At 58.3% G+C, this 14,442-nt stretch carries 18 protein-coding genes and 1 tRNA gene; 12 read left to right on the forward strand and 7 right to left on the reverse strand.

The window, feature by feature from the left end:
* Window positions 1-83 precede the first annotated feature (83 nt).
* Window positions 84-1,106, reverse strand: a complete 1,023-nt coding sequence (locus AC2FIR_RS04135; protein ID WP_496761955.1) for a helix-turn-helix domain-containing protein — start codon at window positions 1,104-1,106, stop codon at window positions 84-86.
* Window positions 1,107-1,553: 447 nt separating this feature from the next.
* Here AC2FIR_RS04135 and AC2FIR_RS04140 point away from each other — a divergent pair, with 447 nt between their 5' ends.
* The 4 genes from AC2FIR_RS04140 (at window position 1,554) to ribD (ending at window position 4,073) form a co-directional block, all read left to right on the forward strand.
* Complete coding sequence (locus AC2FIR_RS04140) at window positions 1,554-1,952, forward strand: hypothetical protein (protein ID WP_480441964.1); 399 nt, start codon at window positions 1,554-1,556, stop codon at window positions 1,950-1,952.
* A gap of 18 nt (window positions 1,953-1,970) precedes the next feature.
* The gene (locus tag AC2FIR_RS04145; RefSeq protein WP_480914867.1) at window positions 1,971-2,384 is read left to right on the forward strand and encodes a secondary thiamine-phosphate synthase enzyme YjbQ; all 414 of its coding nucleotides are present in this window, start codon (window positions 1,971-1,973) and stop codon (window positions 2,382-2,384) included.
* A 121-nt stretch (window positions 2,385-2,505) separates the two neighbouring features.
* Entirely contained in the window at window positions 2,506-2,976 is a 471-nt protein-coding gene (gene nrdR / locus AC2FIR_RS04150; RefSeq protein WP_039525240.1) for a transcriptional regulator NrdR, read from the forward strand.
* Window positions 2,973-4,073 (forward strand): bifunctional diaminohydroxyphosphoribosylaminopyrimidine deaminase/5-amino-6-(5-phosphoribosylamino)uracil reductase RibD, encoded by a 1,101-nt coding sequence (ribD, locus tag AC2FIR_RS04155; RefSeq protein ID WP_496744486.1) that lies wholly within the window; start codon window positions 2,973-2,975, stop codon window positions 4,071-4,073. Before nrdR ends, ribD begins: the two co-directional genes overlap by 4 nt.
* On the opposite strand, the gene AC2FIR_RS04160 is transcribed toward ribD, so the two are convergent.
* The 3 genes from AC2FIR_RS04160 to AC2FIR_RS04170 all read right to left on the reverse strand — a co-directional run bounded on the left by AC2FIR_RS04160 (window position 4,070) and on the right by AC2FIR_RS04170 (window position 8,589).
* Window positions 4,070-6,076 carry a capsule polysaccharide biogenesis protein gene (locus AC2FIR_RS04160; protein ID WP_496744488.1) on the reverse strand — a complete coding sequence of 669 codons (2,007 nt, stop codon included), beginning with the start codon at window positions 6,074-6,076 and terminating at the stop codon, window positions 4,070-4,072. The genes ribD and AC2FIR_RS04160 overlap by 4 nt on opposite strands.
* Before the next feature lie 3 nt (window positions 6,077-6,079).
* The gene (locus AC2FIR_RS04165) at window positions 6,080-7,213 is read right to left on the reverse strand and encodes a polysaccharide biosynthesis/export family protein (protein ID WP_170616605.1); all 1,134 of its coding nucleotides are present in this window, start codon (window positions 7,211-7,213) and stop codon (window positions 6,080-6,082) included.
* A gap of 80 nt (window positions 7,214-7,293) precedes the next feature.
* Window positions 7,294-8,589, reverse strand: a complete 1,296-nt coding sequence (locus AC2FIR_RS04170) for a capsule polysaccharide biogenesis protein (protein WP_496744489.1) — start codon at window positions 8,587-8,589, stop codon at window positions 7,294-7,296.
* A 141-nt stretch (window positions 8,590-8,730) separates the two neighbouring features.
* On the opposite strand from AC2FIR_RS04170, the gene AC2FIR_RS04175 reads away from it, so the two are divergent.
* From AC2FIR_RS04175 to AC2FIR_RS04195, 5 genes are all read left to right on the forward strand, one after another.
* Window positions 8,731-9,318, forward strand: coding sequence for a riboflavin synthase (locus AC2FIR_RS04175; RefSeq protein WP_496761957.1), 588 nt, complete (start codon window positions 8,731-8,733; stop codon window positions 9,316-9,318).
* Window positions 9,319-9,433: 115 nt separating this feature from the next.
* On the forward strand, window positions 9,434-10,555 hold the full coding sequence (gene ribB / locus AC2FIR_RS04180; protein WP_480489659.1) for a 3,4-dihydroxy-2-butanone-4-phosphate synthase: 1,122 nt from the start codon (window positions 9,434-9,436) through the stop codon (window positions 10,553-10,555).
* A gap of 2 nt (window positions 10,556-10,557) precedes the next feature.
* Window positions 10,558-11,109 carry a 6,7-dimethyl-8-ribityllumazine synthase gene (locus AC2FIR_RS04185; protein WP_480811343.1) on the forward strand — a complete coding sequence of 184 codons (552 nt, stop codon included), beginning with the start codon at window positions 10,558-10,560 and terminating at the stop codon, window positions 11,107-11,109.
* Window positions 11,106-11,588: a transcription antitermination factor NusB gene (nusB, locus tag AC2FIR_RS04190; RefSeq protein ID WP_170616592.1), complete on the forward strand. Its 483-nt coding sequence runs from the start codon at window positions 11,106-11,108 to the stop codon at window positions 11,586-11,588. Before AC2FIR_RS04185 ends, nusB begins: the two co-directional genes overlap by 4 nt.
* A 59-nt stretch (window positions 11,589-11,647) precedes the next feature.
* The gene (locus AC2FIR_RS04195) at window positions 11,648-11,953 is read left to right on the forward strand and encodes a hypothetical protein (protein WP_496744493.1); all 306 of its coding nucleotides are present in this window, start codon (window positions 11,648-11,650) and stop codon (window positions 11,951-11,953) included.
* 215 nt (window positions 11,954-12,168) lie between these two features.
* Here the strand turns inward: AC2FIR_RS04195 and AC2FIR_RS04200 are convergent, their stop codons facing one another.
* Window positions 12,169-12,594, reverse strand: coding sequence for an SRPBCC family protein (locus AC2FIR_RS04200; RefSeq protein WP_170616588.1), 426 nt, complete (start codon window positions 12,592-12,594; stop codon window positions 12,169-12,171).
* Entirely contained in the window at window positions 12,591-12,911 is a 321-nt protein-coding gene (locus AC2FIR_RS04205) for an ArsR/SmtB family transcription factor (RefSeq protein WP_170616585.1), read from the reverse strand. Before AC2FIR_RS04205 ends, AC2FIR_RS04200 begins: the two co-directional genes overlap by 4 nt.
* Window positions 12,912-13,024: 113 nt before the next feature.
* On the opposite strand from AC2FIR_RS04205, the gene AC2FIR_RS04210 reads away from it, so the two are divergent.
* Window positions 13,025-13,456: an MmcB family DNA repair protein gene (locus AC2FIR_RS04210; protein WP_170619748.1), complete on the forward strand. Its 432-nt coding sequence runs from the start codon at window positions 13,025-13,027 to the stop codon at window positions 13,454-13,456.
* Between the two features lie 4 nt (window positions 13,457-13,460).
* On the opposite strand, the gene AC2FIR_RS04215 is transcribed toward AC2FIR_RS04210, so the two are convergent.
* The gene (locus AC2FIR_RS04215) at window positions 13,461-13,649 is read right to left on the reverse strand and encodes a DUF6324 family protein (RefSeq protein ID WP_170616580.1); all 189 of its coding nucleotides are present in this window, start codon (window positions 13,647-13,649) and stop codon (window positions 13,461-13,463) included.
* A 77-nt stretch (window positions 13,650-13,726) separates the two neighbouring features.
* Between AC2FIR_RS04215 and AC2FIR_RS04220 the strand changes: the two genes are divergently transcribed.
* Together AC2FIR_RS04220 and AC2FIR_RS04225 are read left to right on the forward strand one after the other, a co-directional pair.
* Complete coding sequence (locus tag AC2FIR_RS04220) at window positions 13,727-14,209, forward strand: GNAT family N-acetyltransferase (protein ID WP_496744495.1); 483 nt, start codon at window positions 13,727-13,729, stop codon at window positions 14,207-14,209.
* 47 nt (window positions 14,210-14,256) lie between these two features.
* Window positions 14,257-14,333 (forward strand) — tRNA-His (locus AC2FIR_RS04225).
* Window positions 14,334-14,442 lie beyond the last annotated feature (109 nt).

Raw genomic sequence — 14,442 nt, forward strand, 5'->3', positions numbered from 1 at the left:
GACTGCGGGATTTCTATATCCGTCTGGTCCACTCATGGGACGGGCCGGGGCGAGATGGTCTCATCGATGACCCCCGGCTACGCTCAAACGCGGTTCAGCGGGCGATCGACGCGGCCGCGAAATGTGGTCGGAGGCTGGCCGGTCCAACGTTTGAACGCCGTCGAAAACGCGGCCTGATCGGCATACCCCAGAGAATAAGAAATCTCGGACAGGTTCATCCCGTTTCGCAGAAAGGTCTGCGCAAGATCACATCGCAGGTCTTCAACGATGTTGCGATAGCTGGTCCCTTCATCGGCCAGCCTGCGGGCCAGTGTGCGAGGGCTAAGACCCAAATCGGCAGCTGCCTGATCTGCCTGGATAATGTTTCCGGGCAGGGACCGGGTGATCAGCCCTTCGACCCTTGCGCGTGTTTTTTGCCTTGGTGATTGCCGGTCGGCCAGCAGACGCTCGGCATAATCAAGCAGATGGGCGCGCAGTGTAGGGTCGTAAGTTGGAATTGGAAGATCAAGCGAGGACAGAGACAGGACGATGCACATCCGTTCGGCGCCGAAAACTACTGGAAACCCTCCTATTTTCTCATATTCCGGCGCGCGTTGACCGATTTCGTGCTGAAAGCGCATCTCGACGGGGTGAAAATCTGACTGGGTCAGGGAGCGCAGTCGGGCTATGGCCGCAAATAGCAGGAACTCGGTGCGTCTGTGGTAGCGGGAATAACTGGCGTCCTTCCAGTCGATTTCAAACACTGCCGAGTCGTCTGAAAGGCGCAGATTGAAAATCAGCGCAGGATCAATCATCCAGTGAAAGTAACACGTGTTCTCAATGGCTTGGCGCAAGTTCCTGGAGTATTTACTGATATAGGCCGTAAGAGTAGATGACTCATCAAATCGGATGCCTGCCCGGGCGGCGAAAGTGATGTCATTGACCGCATCGCAGGCATACCGGACAAACTGGGCTTCTTTTTTGGCATGGTAAGTGGTTGCCGGCGGGGCAATTCCAGCCCGACTGAGTCCGCTTTGCCGCAGGACGTGATCCGTGAGCGCAGTTTGTCCAGTTTCTTCGTCCAGCGTCTTTGCCAATCGCTGAATGCGGTAAATATCAACTTCCATGGCTCGGCGTAATCCATTCTCAAATCTGAAGCTGATCTTAATACCAAAGATCCGGCGCGCACCAACTTTTGTGGCGGAAGCCGAGTGCTGAGGGGCGGCTTTCGGTGCGATTGGCAAATTCACACAAGGATTTGACTGGTGTGCACATGACCGAGTTTTGACAATTCTTATGTACATATTGCTGTCGGGTCCGCGCCTTTTGGGGAAGAGGCCAGAGCCCAGAGAGCCGGACTACCACCCCGGTTCAAAGGGTTCCCCGACACGCTGCTCCCACAAGATCGTTTTCTTTTTATTGAGTTTTCTGGCTTGGCCGGAATATGCTTGGGCAGGTCCGGGGGCACCGGTTCACAGATTTTGGCTGAGCGTCTGAATAGATCGTGAGGACCACTGTTCCGCCGATTCTGGCATACTAGTCTATGCGGCAGTCAGAAACAGGAAAGGTCGAAAATGATGAAACGGGTCATGACTTCAATGGTTCTTGCCACTGTGGCGATCTCCGCTCCGATGACAGCCGGGGCCGCGCCCAACGGGTTTCAGACGGTTGCCGTCAACAATTCGGTTTTTGAGGTGATCCCAAGAGCACGCCAGGATGTAGACGGTTATTGGTGCGCCGCGGCCGATTTCGCGCGCCGGACGCTTGGCGCCGGTTGGCAGCAACGGGTGTATGTTGTCCGGGGTTATGGCCCAAGCGAGGCGACAGGTCGCCGAACGGCTGTTCAGTTTTCCCTGACACCACCGAAAAACGCACCTCAGCAAAGCAGTGTGTCGCTTGGCTTTCAGGTTGGTGAAAGCATGTCGGTACAGGGCGCAAATGGACGGTGTAACCGCCGGCAGTTCATAAACTAGGTAATGGTAAGCAGAGCTTTGCAGATCGAATTCACCATCTCAACACGCGGCGCCGGTCTCTATGAATTTACAGGCGACGTTTGTCGATGGATGAGTTCGGTTGCAGGCGACGGTTTGCTTACGCTGTTCGTCAGGCATACATCCTGCTCTCTGCTTATTCAGGAAAACGCGGATCCCGAGGTTCAGAGTGATCTGCATGCGTTCTTTGAACGGCTCGTGCCTCCGTCAGATCATCCTTCGATGGCGTATTTGAGGCACACTTACGAAGGCCCTGACGATATGCCGGCACATATCAAAGCGGCCCTTATGCCAGTTTCACTTTCCATACCTGTTGCGGCGGGGCGGCCTGTGCTTGGGACGTGGCAGGGGATCTATCTGTTCGAACACCGCACCGCACCGCATGTACGTCGAGTCGCTGCACATTTTGCATGACCCCTTTATATTGCGGTGAAAAATTCCGACTACCCAAATCCTAGCGGCTGCCCTATAGTTGTGGATAAGTAAGCCGCAGCGCTTACAAAAAGAGGCGGAACAAGGGACGAGGAGACGGCGGATGCGCTGCCCGTTTTGCGGAAATATCGATACTCAGGTCAAGGATTCACGCCCGGCAGAGGATCACGTCGCGATCCGCAGGCGGCGGTTCTGTCCGGCCTGTGGCGGACGCTTTACCACCTATGAACGGGTGCAGTTGCGCGATCTTGTGGTGATCAAGACCAACGGCAAGCGCGAGGATTTTGACCGGGATAAACTGGAGCGTTCGATCCGGATCTCGATGCAGAAACGCCCCATCGATCCGGACAGGATCGATCAGATGATCTCGGGTATCGTGCGGCGCCTGGAAAGCATGGGCGACACGGATATCCCGTCCAACAAAATCGGTGAAATCGTCATGGAAGCGCTGGCCCGGATTGATACGGTGGCGTATGTTCGCTTTGCGAGCGTTTACAAGAATTTCCAGGCGGCCGATGATTTCGAGGAGTTTGTCCACGAACTGCGCCCGCCGCAGCCTTCGACGGACGAGTGAGCGAAACAGATAAGCGATATATGGCGCTGGCTTTATCCTTGGGTCAGCGCGGGCAAGGCACGTGTTGGCCCAACCCTTCCGTAGGGTGTGTCATCGTGCGTGATGGCCGGATCGTCGGTCGCGGGTGGACGCAGCCGGGCGGGCGCCCTCATGCCGAGACCGAAGCTCTGAAACAGGCCGGAGATGCCGCGCATGGCGCAACCGCCTATGTTTCGCTAGAACCTTGTGCCCATCATGGCAAAACGCCTCCTTGCGCGCAGGCCCTGATTGACGCCGGCGTGGGGCGGGTCGTTTCAGCCATCGAAGACAGCGACCCGCGTGTGGCCGGGCAGGGCCTGGCCATGCTGCGTGAGGCCGGTATCAAAGTGACAACCGGCGTGCTGGATGAACATGCGGCCAAGGCCCATGCGGGTTTTTTTCTGAAGACCGAACAGGGCCGCCCATTTGTAACTTTGAAACTGGCCAGCAGTTTTGACGGGCGGATTGCAACGTCCAGCGGTCATAGCCAGTGGATTACTGGACCCGAAGCGCGGCGTCTGGTCCACGCCATGCGGGCGCATCACGACGCGGTACTGATCGGCGCGGGCACCGCGCGTGCGGATGACCCATCCCTGACAGTGCGTGATCTGGGCATTGCGTCACAGCCGGTTCGGGTCGTTGTATCGCGCCATCTGGACCTGCCGCTGATGGGGCAGCTTGCGCGCACAGCCTCTGACGTTCCTGTCTGGATATGTCACGGCCCGCATCCGGATCCGGATCGTGCCAATGCCTGGCAGGGCATGGGTGCGCGCCTGATCCCGTGTGCATTGCAGGAACACCACATTGATCCGGCGGACCTGTTGCAGCAGCTTGGACATGCCGGCCTGACACGTATCTTTTGCGAAGGCGGTTCCGCTCTGGCCGCATCGTTACTGGCGGCGGATCTGGTCGATGAACTGGTCGGGTTCAGTGCCGGGCTGACCATCGGTGCGGAAGGCCTGTCTGCGATTGGGGCGTTGGGTCTTGATAAACTGAACGAAGCGCCCCGGTTCGACCTGATCGAAACACGCGCTGTTAGCGGTGATATTTTGCATCGCTGGTCGCGGGCCTTGCGCTAGCGCCCGCGCCACAGGTGAGCATGGGTTGCGAATGCACCCTGAAGCTTTGACAGCAGACGATTCAAAGGCCCGTGTGGAGCATCATACCCCTCGGCCAGTCGTTGCAGTACGACCTCAACCGGGCAGGGCAGGCCTGTTTTCGGATCCAGATAGCGGGGGTAGTCGATAAGGACGGCATGAACCAGACCCGACAGGCTGGGTCGCGCGCCTCGCCGGGCGGGAACTGTACCCAGATCCTGCGTCAAACCCCATCCAGCATAGAATGGCGCGCCAAGCGTTGTCACCGGGACACCACGCAAAAGGGCCTCGAACCCCATGAGTGACGTCATGGTCCAGACCTCATGTACCTGTGGCAACAGAATGCCCGGGTTTGTGTGCGGAACAATGATATCTGCCAGACCTTCGGCTTCGATTGCGCCTTCCCGAAGACCCGCCTCGACATCTGGATGAGGTTTGTAGATCAGGATCGCGTCCGGGTTTGCTTCACGCGCAGCCCTTAGCAGGTCCAAATTCGAGCGCACGGTTCCACAGCCCAGCAGGATGGAGGCGTCGTCCTTGACCTGACCCGGGATCAGGATGCGGTGCCCGACCGGCAATTCGGGCGGGTGGGTGCCGGTATTGTATTTGCTCAGACTGTTCGAGATGATTTGGGTAACCAGCCGCTCGGCCCGGAGCGCCTGATCGGGTCGCAGGTTTTCCCGGGCCGTGATCAGGTTTTCCAGTTGGCTGGGGCGCGTCGGGTCATAGTAAATTCCCAGATCGTCCGTCACCAGCGACAGCGGAGGCACAAGATTGGCGCCCAGCCCCCGTGATCGTAAAAACCCGTCTTCAACCCTGGTAACGCCGTCCAGATCCCGCGCCTGATTGGCCCACACCATATGAGGCCGTTGCGAAGCGCCAGGAGGATCGGCAGTGAAACGAATTTTGCGCTGTCGGCCGAACATCCGCTGCAGGTGCGGTCGTTTCCACAGTCGCATGCCCGATGCGGTCCAGCCGCCATGATCCTGCCGCCAGGCGCGTGACTGTGCCTCGAGCGTGTTTAACAGGGTCTCAAGCTCGCACAACTGGTCGCGGTACGGATCGTACCATGTTGGATAAAGCAGCATCGCAGCGGCGAACAATTGCGCGCGGGTCAGGTTTCTCTGGCGTCTTGCAAGAGGTGTTTCATCCTGAGTGAGCCCCCATCCGGCGTAGAAGGGCTGCCCGAACACCCGGGGCTTGTGGCCGGCGAGAATGGCTTCGAACCCCAGTTGTGAAGACAGTGTGTAGACACCAATCGCGCCTTCCAGCAGGGTCCAGGGGCTGACCGGATCATTGAAAAACCGCACCCTGCCAGACAGGTCCTGATCGGTAAAGTGGCCGGGCCGGTGCCCTGACTGCGTTTCCGGATGTGTCTTTATCAGGATTTCGGCACCCGGGTTTTCCTCTTGCGCGATGACCAGCATCTCGCGGAAGCGGGCCGTGTCCCCCTTGCTGGCAGTTACGGCGGCGTCGCCCATGGTCTGGTCGACAACCAGAACATAGCCGGGGTCCGGGGCTTGGACGTCTGGATCAAAGGCTGAATACTTGCTCAGGTGCAGTTCCTGCATTCGCGCCATCGCGCCGCGCGCACGGTCCAGCAGGGCCGTGTCGTCCAGCGGATGTCTGGCCAGCAGGGTTTCCAGATCCGACGGTTGATCAGGGTCGAAGTGCAGACCTGAACGGTCCAGCAGCAAACCCAGCGGCGGTTCGCCTGAGCGCCCCGGGTGCAAGGACCGAAGAAAGGCATCCTCGACCCGCAATGCCGGTGTCTGGTGCTTCGACGCGATCTTCAGCCCGCGATGCGCGGTTGGGCTGTTGCCCCAGACACCAACCAGATCACCGGGCTTCGGCAGGCCCAGACGAATATCAAACCCGGCCAGAGACAGTATCCGCCAGATGCGCCGTGATGTGAGAAACCCGCCGTTGTAGGCAAACAGCCGGGTGCGTTCAGCCCCGGCTGCGGTGTCCTCTTGCGGCAACATACATCAGTAGCCGGTCAGTGTTGCGACATTGGCGATCGGGGTCAGGCCACCCGCAATCAACGAAATAGACTTACTCCATTGCGCATAGGGCGCTTCGGTCACGTAAATCGTGTCATCGTCGCGGATCACGAAGTCCCGCGCAATGAACAGGCCGTTCGGAGCCGTCAGATTAAGCAGATAGATCAACCTTTGATCCCCTTGCAGATCTGCCCGGCCCATCACATTGCGCGCCACATCCTGACGTTCTTTGCGAAGAACGAAGATGCCGGTAGGGTCCGACGACAGCGACTGAAGACCGCCAACCTGCGCCAGGGCTTCCAGCGCGGACAGGTCCTGACTGTCAAATGCAACGCGGGATTGCCCTCCGGTTGCACCCAGCGCGATATAGGAGCGGCTGTCTTCTTCAACCAGAATGCGGTCGCCACCGCGCAGGGCGACGTCCAGCTTGGGGTTGCGGAACAGATCATCGTACCAGATGGTCCCGCGCTGATCGCCACGGATCAACGTGACCAGCGCAATGTCGGACGAGACGGTGACGCCTCCGGCCTGCGCCAGCATCCCGGATAATGAGCGGGTCGGGCGCTGGATCGCGTAGATCCCCGGTGCACCAATGGTTCCGGTCAGGGACACGGTCGAGCCGTCACCGGCAGCACGACGAACTTCGACCTGCGGATCCGGGGTCTGGTCCTGCAGTTTGCTGGTGATCAGGGTGCGCAACTCTTCCGGTGTGTTGCCGGCAGCCCGCAAACGACCGGCGTAGGGAACAAAGATGAAGCCTTCGCTGTCGACCTGAACTTCGTCGAGTGTCGTGGCCGGTCCCGTCTCGCTGGCCAACAAGCCGTCATCCACGTTTTCCCAGATTGTCAGCCCCAGAACATCGCCGGGGCGAACGGTGTCTGCGGTCAGGTTCGGGGCAGTGCTGAAGGCGGCCGAGAAGCCGTATTGGGGCACGGCAGATGTTGCCTTGGCGACGCGGTCATCTACTTCCACGACAAATGCATTCCCGCCATTCTGCACAGAACCTGCAAGGATTTCAGATTTGTTCGGGCCGGATTTGGGAAGCTGGCACGCAGCCAGAAAGCCGCAAGCCGCCACGAGAGTTACCCCCCGTATCCACCGGATTGGAAAGCGCTTCACTGCCGATATACCTCAATTGTCTTTCTTTCTGCGCAGGCTACCCGCAATGTGGTGTGACTTCCAGAAACAACCGTCCAGATTCACTGAACGATTCTCAACTGTGGCGTCAGCGCCGCTTTGCCTGACAGAACTGTCTGATATGGATCTTGCGGCCGCAACATCATGTCGACAGCCCGTCGCAACAATTGCCGCCGCCCCCGGCGTGAATAGAACCCACCGGGCACCTGGCTGGTTTCCAGAAGAAACCGGCGATAGATCCGATAGGCGCCGCTGTCAGGGGCGACCGGGTTCGCGAAGAAAGCAGTCAGGGCCTGCCCGGACACGAATTCGGGTTTGTCATAGACGGACTTGCCGAAAATTCGCAGGGGAATGCCGCGCCATAACACTTGCTGGCCGGCGGTCGAATTGATCGTGACCGCAGAATTCGCATCATCCAGAAGTCCGGCAAGCTTGCCACCAGGAACATAGTAGACGCGATCGTCAATCCCGTACCGGGCCGACAGTTCACGTACGCGTCGCCGCAATGGTTCGCGATGATTTTCCAGCGGATGTTCCTTGATCACCAGCCGATGATGTCTTGGCGCGCCCTTTGCGAAACCTTCGAGAATTTGATCCAGAAAATCGCTCATGCAGGAATACCCGGAATGCGCCTGAACCGAGCTGTCATGACCCAGTTGCAGCAGGACCATGTGATAGGGGTGACCGCCCAGCCGAACGCGGGTCGTTGCCCAGATCCGCTGTAGCCGGTGAAATGGCATAAGGGACAAACGCTTGAAGTACAGTCGAAACTCCTTCGATACCGGCAGGTCCCGATGAGGTCTGAAATTGCGATAGCGGCGGTTCAGGAAGAGTACAAACCAGTGATACAGGGCACCGTAAAAGATATGTTGCCTCATATCGCCCCAATGGGACGGTGGTGGTGATTGCGTATCTGACTGGGCCAGGGCCTGCTGCATCTGGTCAACGTTCAGGTCCATCAGCCGGGAATTTCCGTTCGAGCCCGTGCGTTCATATGTGACCCACCAGGGGCGCAGATAGCCTTCTTCGAACACGTGGACGGTGATGCCCCTTTCCCTTGCGATTTCGACTGCCTGAGCATGGATCGGACGCGTGTCGCCATAGAGTACGATGTCTGTGATATCGAGGTCGTTGATCAACCCGGTCAGGGTTTCCGGCCAATGCTCTGGTTTGTCCAGGAACGGAATGTAGGTTGTGCGATCAAACCAGAACGCGTGGTCGCCGGCATTGAAGCCGACGCGCCAGACCTGGGCGCCGGATGCGCGCAACATGCGCCCAAGGGCGTTGAAAAACGGGCCATGAGGTCCCTGCAGAAACAGGAACACACGGCGATCCGGGGCATGGGGCAGGTGGGTCATCGGGACTGCTGTATTCGTATTAATTGTCAAAACTATGCCCGTTTGGCGATTTCCCGGCAAGCCGGGGCTTGCCCGGGAAGCCGCTTGGGCTTACCTCGGCTGTGGAAGCGAGACACAGGTTAGGAACTGAGGGTTAACAGAATGTTCACAGGGATCGTCACCGATGTTGGCACTGTCACCGAATTGGAACAGCAAGGCGATCTGCGGGCCCGGATCAGCACCGGCTATGATACTGCGAGCATCGATCTTGGCGCCTCGATTGCCAGCGACGGGGTCTGCCTGACCGTTATCGCGCTGGGCGACGACTGGTACGATGTCCAGATCAGTGCTGAAACCGTGTCAAAAACCAACCTCGACGCCTGGCAGGTTGGCAAGCGTGTCAACCTTGAACGCGCCTTGAAGGTCGGAGACGAACTGGGCGGGCATATCGTCTCGGGCCACGTGGACGGGGTCGCTGAGGTGGTTGGCATTGAAGACGAGGGCGACAGCACCCGTGTCACACTGCGCGCACCCGAGCATTTGGCCAAGTTCATTGCGCCCAAGGGATCGGTTGCTCTGAACGGCACCTCGCTGACTGTCAACGCGGTGGAAGGTTGCGACTTTGGGATCAACTTCATCCCGCACACCAAGGAGGTCACGACCTGGTGTGATGTTCGAATGGGCGACCGCGTCAATCTCGAGATCGACACGTTGGCCCGATATGTTGCGCGGCTGGCGGAAATGTCCTGAACTTTAAGGCCCAACAACGCCGCGTTCTAGTCCGCTGACGCCGCATGTGGTCTGGCCTTTGGGCGAATGGTGGTCTATCCAGCCGCTCATACGTGCTCTTGCGAAAGGCTGCCCCATGAGCTTTGAAACCCCCGGCCCGGTCGAGGCCCAGTTGCGTGACGCGATAAGTCCGATCGAAGAAATCATCGATGAGGCGCGCAAAGGCCGGATGTATATTCTGGTCGATCACGAAGATCGCGAGAACGAAGGCGATCTGGTCATCGCCGCCGAATTCGCGGATGCCGAGGCAATCAATTTCATGGCCACCCACGGGCGCGGCCTGATCTGCCTGCCGATGACCGCCGAACGGGTCGACGCGCTGGGCCTGCCGATGATGGCGGTGAACAACTCGTCCCGGCATGAAACCGCCTTCACCGTGTCGATCGAGGCGCGTGAAGGTGTATCAACCGGTATTTCCGCAGCTGACCGCGCACTAACTGTGTCGACCGCAATCAATGAGCAGAACACGATGGCGCAAATCGCCACTCCCGGTCACATCTTCCCGCTGCGGGCCAAGCGGGGCGGGGTGCTGGTGCGTGCCGGTCATACCGAGGCTGCCGTGGACATTTCGCGTCTGGCGGGGCTGAACCCCTCGGGCGTGATCTGCGAGATCATGAAACCGGACGGCACCATGGCACGCCTGCCTGATCTAGTCGCCTTTGCTAAAGAGCACAACATGAAGATCGGTACGATCAGCGATCTGATCGCGTACCGGTCACGCAATGACAACCTGGTGGTCGAAACCTCACGCGAAATGGTGATGTCGGAATATGGCGGCGAGTGGGAGATGCGCCTGTTCACGGACCAGACCCACGGTATTGAACATGTGGTCATGACCAAGGGCGACATTACCACGCCCGAGCCTGTCCTGACCCGAACCCACGCCCTGCACGAAGCGCCGGACATCCTGGGCCTAGGTCCGAAATCGTCGCGGGAACTGCCCCGCGCGATGGAAAAAATCGCCGAGGAAGGGCGTGGGGTCGTGTGCCTGTTCCGCCAGCCGCGCAACTCGCTGTATGCGGCCGAGGACGAAGGCCCGCGCACCATCAAGCAAACCGGTCTGGGCGCTCAGATTCTGTCCAAAATGGGCGTTCAGCAACTGGTGTTGCTGACGGACTCGCCGGAAACCGTTTATCTGGGGCTCGATGCGTTTGGCCTGTCCATCGTCGGCACCCGCTCCATACTCAAGGATGACTGATCGTGGCTGAACAAGACAAACATGGCGTTCTGCCGACGCCGACATTCGATGAACCGGTGAAACTGCTGATCGTGGCCGCGCCTTTCTATCGCGCGATTGCCGACAACCTGATCGCCGGAGCCAAGGCCGAGATCAAAGCGGCAGGTGGCACTTGCGAGGTTGTCGAGGTGCCCGGTGCGCTGGAAATCCCAACCGCCATCGCCATGGCCGATCGTCAGTGCAATTATGACGGCTATGTCGCGCTGGGCTGTGTTATCCGCGGTGAGACCACGCATTACGAAACGGTATGCAACGATTCCAGCCGGGCCATTCAGCTCATGGGCTTGCAGGGCCTGTGCATCGGTAACGGTATCCTGACTGTCGAGAATGACGATCAGGCAGAAGTCCGCGCAAACCCTGAAAAGATGAATAAAGGTGGCGGAGCGGCCGCTGCGGCCTTGCATCTGATCGCGCTCAGCCGTAAGTGGGGCTCTTCCAAAAAGGGCGTCGGCTTCAAGCCTCCGTCCGAGTCCATCCTTGTGGCGGGCGACAGCAACGGACCCACGACAGCATGACCCAGACAGACGCGCCGAAACCGGCCAACCAGAAACGCCTGATGAAATCCGCAGCCCGGCTTTATGCCGTGCAGGCGTTGTTCCAGATGGAGCAGTCGGGACAAACGACCGAACAGGTTGTTAATGAGTTTCTGGATCACCGGTTTGGCGCAGTTTACGAGGGCGAAGAAATGCTGGATGGCGACATCAGCGTTTTTCGAAAGCTCGTGGATGATGCCGTGAACTATCAGGCGCCGATCGACCAGATGACCGATCGCGCATTGGTCGCGAAATGGCCCATCGCGCGCATCGACCCAACTTTGCGTGCAACCTTCCGCGCCGCAGGGGCCGAACTGACCCAAAGCGATACGCCGCCCAAAGTGGTCATCACCGAATTCGTCGATGTCGCTCGGGCTTTTTTCCCGGAAGGCAAGGAGCCGAAATTCGTCAACGCCGTTTTGGATCACATGGCGCGCGAGGCCAAGCCCGAGGCGTTCTGACGCCTTTACCGGCGACCGACAAGCGCTAGACTGAATTTCAGAGCGCAAGGAGGCCCGCCATGCCCAAATTGATACGGTTGTACATCACTCAGGTTGCCTGGGGATTTGTCATCTCGGCGGCTTTCGTTGCGGTGCTTTTGGTTTTCAACGTCGCCAATCTGCGCAGTCTGATCACCGGGTCGGAACTTGGCCTGATTGCGCTGCTGATGATCTGGTTCATGAATGGAATCGTTTTTGCCGGGGTGCAATTTGCCTATGCCGTTATGAGCATGGCGGAAAAGCCGCAGGGGCCACGCCGGGGAACCCCGGTTGTCCACAAGTTTGAACCCGCTTTGGTGAAGCAGGAAGCTGGCGCAGAGCGCTGATTTTTTAGCGGAAAATGTGGCGGGACCACCAGTCAACCGTGCGGTGTGATTCCCGAGGACCTGTATGTACAGGTGGGCGCCGGGTAATCAGGCCAGGACCTGAACAGAGCCAGCCCCCTCGGAATTGCTTAAGGCCACCAGAATGCTACCAGTCACAAGAAGGGCAGAACCCGCCACGCGCCTAAGTAGGGGTTGCAGCGGGTTTGCACAAGGGGTCAGGCATCAACTGTTTCGTGCAATGCGGTGCGCATCTTGCCGAAATGTTCATCCCAACCGTTATCCAGCGCCAGGATCAGGCCGTAGGCCTCGGCGCCCTGTGGCAGGCCTTCGTGCAGCAGGCCAAGCTTCGTGCCCCCGGCAACGGGTTCCAGGGTCCATTTTACTATACTGACGGCGTCTCCCATCGGCTTCACGGTGAACGTGTATTCAAGGTATTCGAAAGGGCGTGCCTTTTTGACTTCACCCCAGATCAGCAGATCGCCGCTGGTGGTTCCAAACATCTCCAGCTTGCCGCCCTCGGTCAGGGGGTGTTTGGGTTTGTGAAACCACTCTGCCAAGCGGTCAGGATCTGTCAGATAGGCCCAAACCGTTTCAGGTTCGGCACGCAGGAAGATTGTCTTTTGCAAAACAGCATTGGTCATTTCTTTTTCCCTTCAATAGCTTCCTTCAGATTGTTCAGACGGTCATCCCAGAACTGATCAAAATAGCTGAACCAGTCCAGAACGGGTGCCATGCCTTGGGGTTCCAGGCGGTTGATGCGCTCTCGCCCGCGCGCCTCGACCGTAATCAGACCGCCATCGGACAGAACGGTCAGGTGTTTCTTGACGGCAGCTCGGGTCATGTCGAACCGGTCCGTCAACTGGCCTATCGTCAGATCCTCCGATGCCAGCATTCTTACAATGTCTCTGCGGGTAGGGTCGGCCAGCGCCCGGAATGCAAATTGTGTTTGTGTGTTCATTGGTCACCTCAAAGAGATACCGATTGGTATCACGTTTTTATGATACTTAATGGTATCATGTCAACATGTTTGAGGGGCTTGATATTTGTTCATGAATTGTTCACATATTTTGAATGACACTGGAAATGCAGCCCGGCCAGAAACTGGCCCGCGGGGTTTCACGCCACCTTCTGACCCACGGGTATGTTTCAATTGAAGAATTTGTTCCCGCGCGTGGATTGCGGGTGGACGTGATGGGGCTTGGCCCCAAGGGCGAGCTTTGGGTTGTGGAATGCAAATCCAGTTGGGTGGACTATCAGTCAGATTCCAAGTGGCACGGCTACCTGGAGTGGTGCGACCGGTTCTTTTGGGCCGTCGATACCGAATTCCCGACCGAAATGCTGCCGCCGGAAACCGGCCTGATCATTGCCGATGCCTATGATGCAGAAATCGTCCGAATGGCGCCAGAAGACAAAGTTGCCCCGGCGCGGAGAAAGAAGATGATCCAGAAATTTGCCATGGACAGCGCCCGCAGGCTGCACGCTTTTCGCGACCCCAGGCTGTAAAGGCTCAGCCCTGAACCGCGCGGGCAGCCTGTGCTGCGGCGAGAATTTCTTCCGCGATTTCTTCAGCTTCTTCCGGGTCAAAATCCATCGGAATCTCGACGCCATCGGCTTCGATGAACAGGCGGACCATGCCGTGATCGGTCGGACCGATCTGCAGGTTAGCCTGAATGTCGCGTTCGGTATTGATGCCCATAAGTGCCTCCGGGACTGAACATTTGTGCTAGCGCGCAAAGGGTTGAGAATCAAGTCGCCTTTGCGGTCAGATGGCATATGGAAAATGCGCTTCTCAGACCGTTTCGTTGCGACGATGCATCGTGGCTGGTTGACCAGCACGACCGTCTCTACACGCGCGACGAAGGCTTTGACCACACATTTGCGCCGCTTGTTGCCAGTATTCTGGACGCATTTACCGCATCGCATGATCCGGCCAGGGAACGCGGCTGGATTGTTGAACAGGCGGGCGAAAGGCTGGGAAGTATTTTCTGCGTGTCGCTGGACCGTGACACGGCAAAGCTGCGGCTGTTTCTGCTTGTGCCGCAGGCAAGAGGGCAGGGGCTGGGCAAACGGCTACTGGACACCTGCATGAGCTTTGCGCGCACTGCCGGTTACAAGGAAATGGTCTTATGGACGCATGAAAGCCACAAGGCCGCGTGCGCGCTTTACAAGGCGCACGGTTGGCAACTGACGGGCAGCAAACCGGTGCATTCATTCGGCGTCGATCTGGTTGAACAAAGCTGGAGAATTCAGCTTTAATCCTCTTGCAATCCCGCTGCGCGTTCGGTACATCGCCCCTCACGAGTGCCGCCTTAGCTCAGTTGGTTAGAGCGCTGGATTGTGGATCCAGAGGTCCCCTGTTCAAGCCAGGGAGGCGGTACCACTTCTCCCTATTTTCTCAGGTACGGATTTTCGCAACCTAACCCGCATCGGGCTAGGGCAAATAGACGTTCGGGCCTAGTTGTCCAGACCCGGTCATTGATTCAAAAGCG

This window comes from Ruegeria sp. CDSB136, assembly GCF_059610965.1.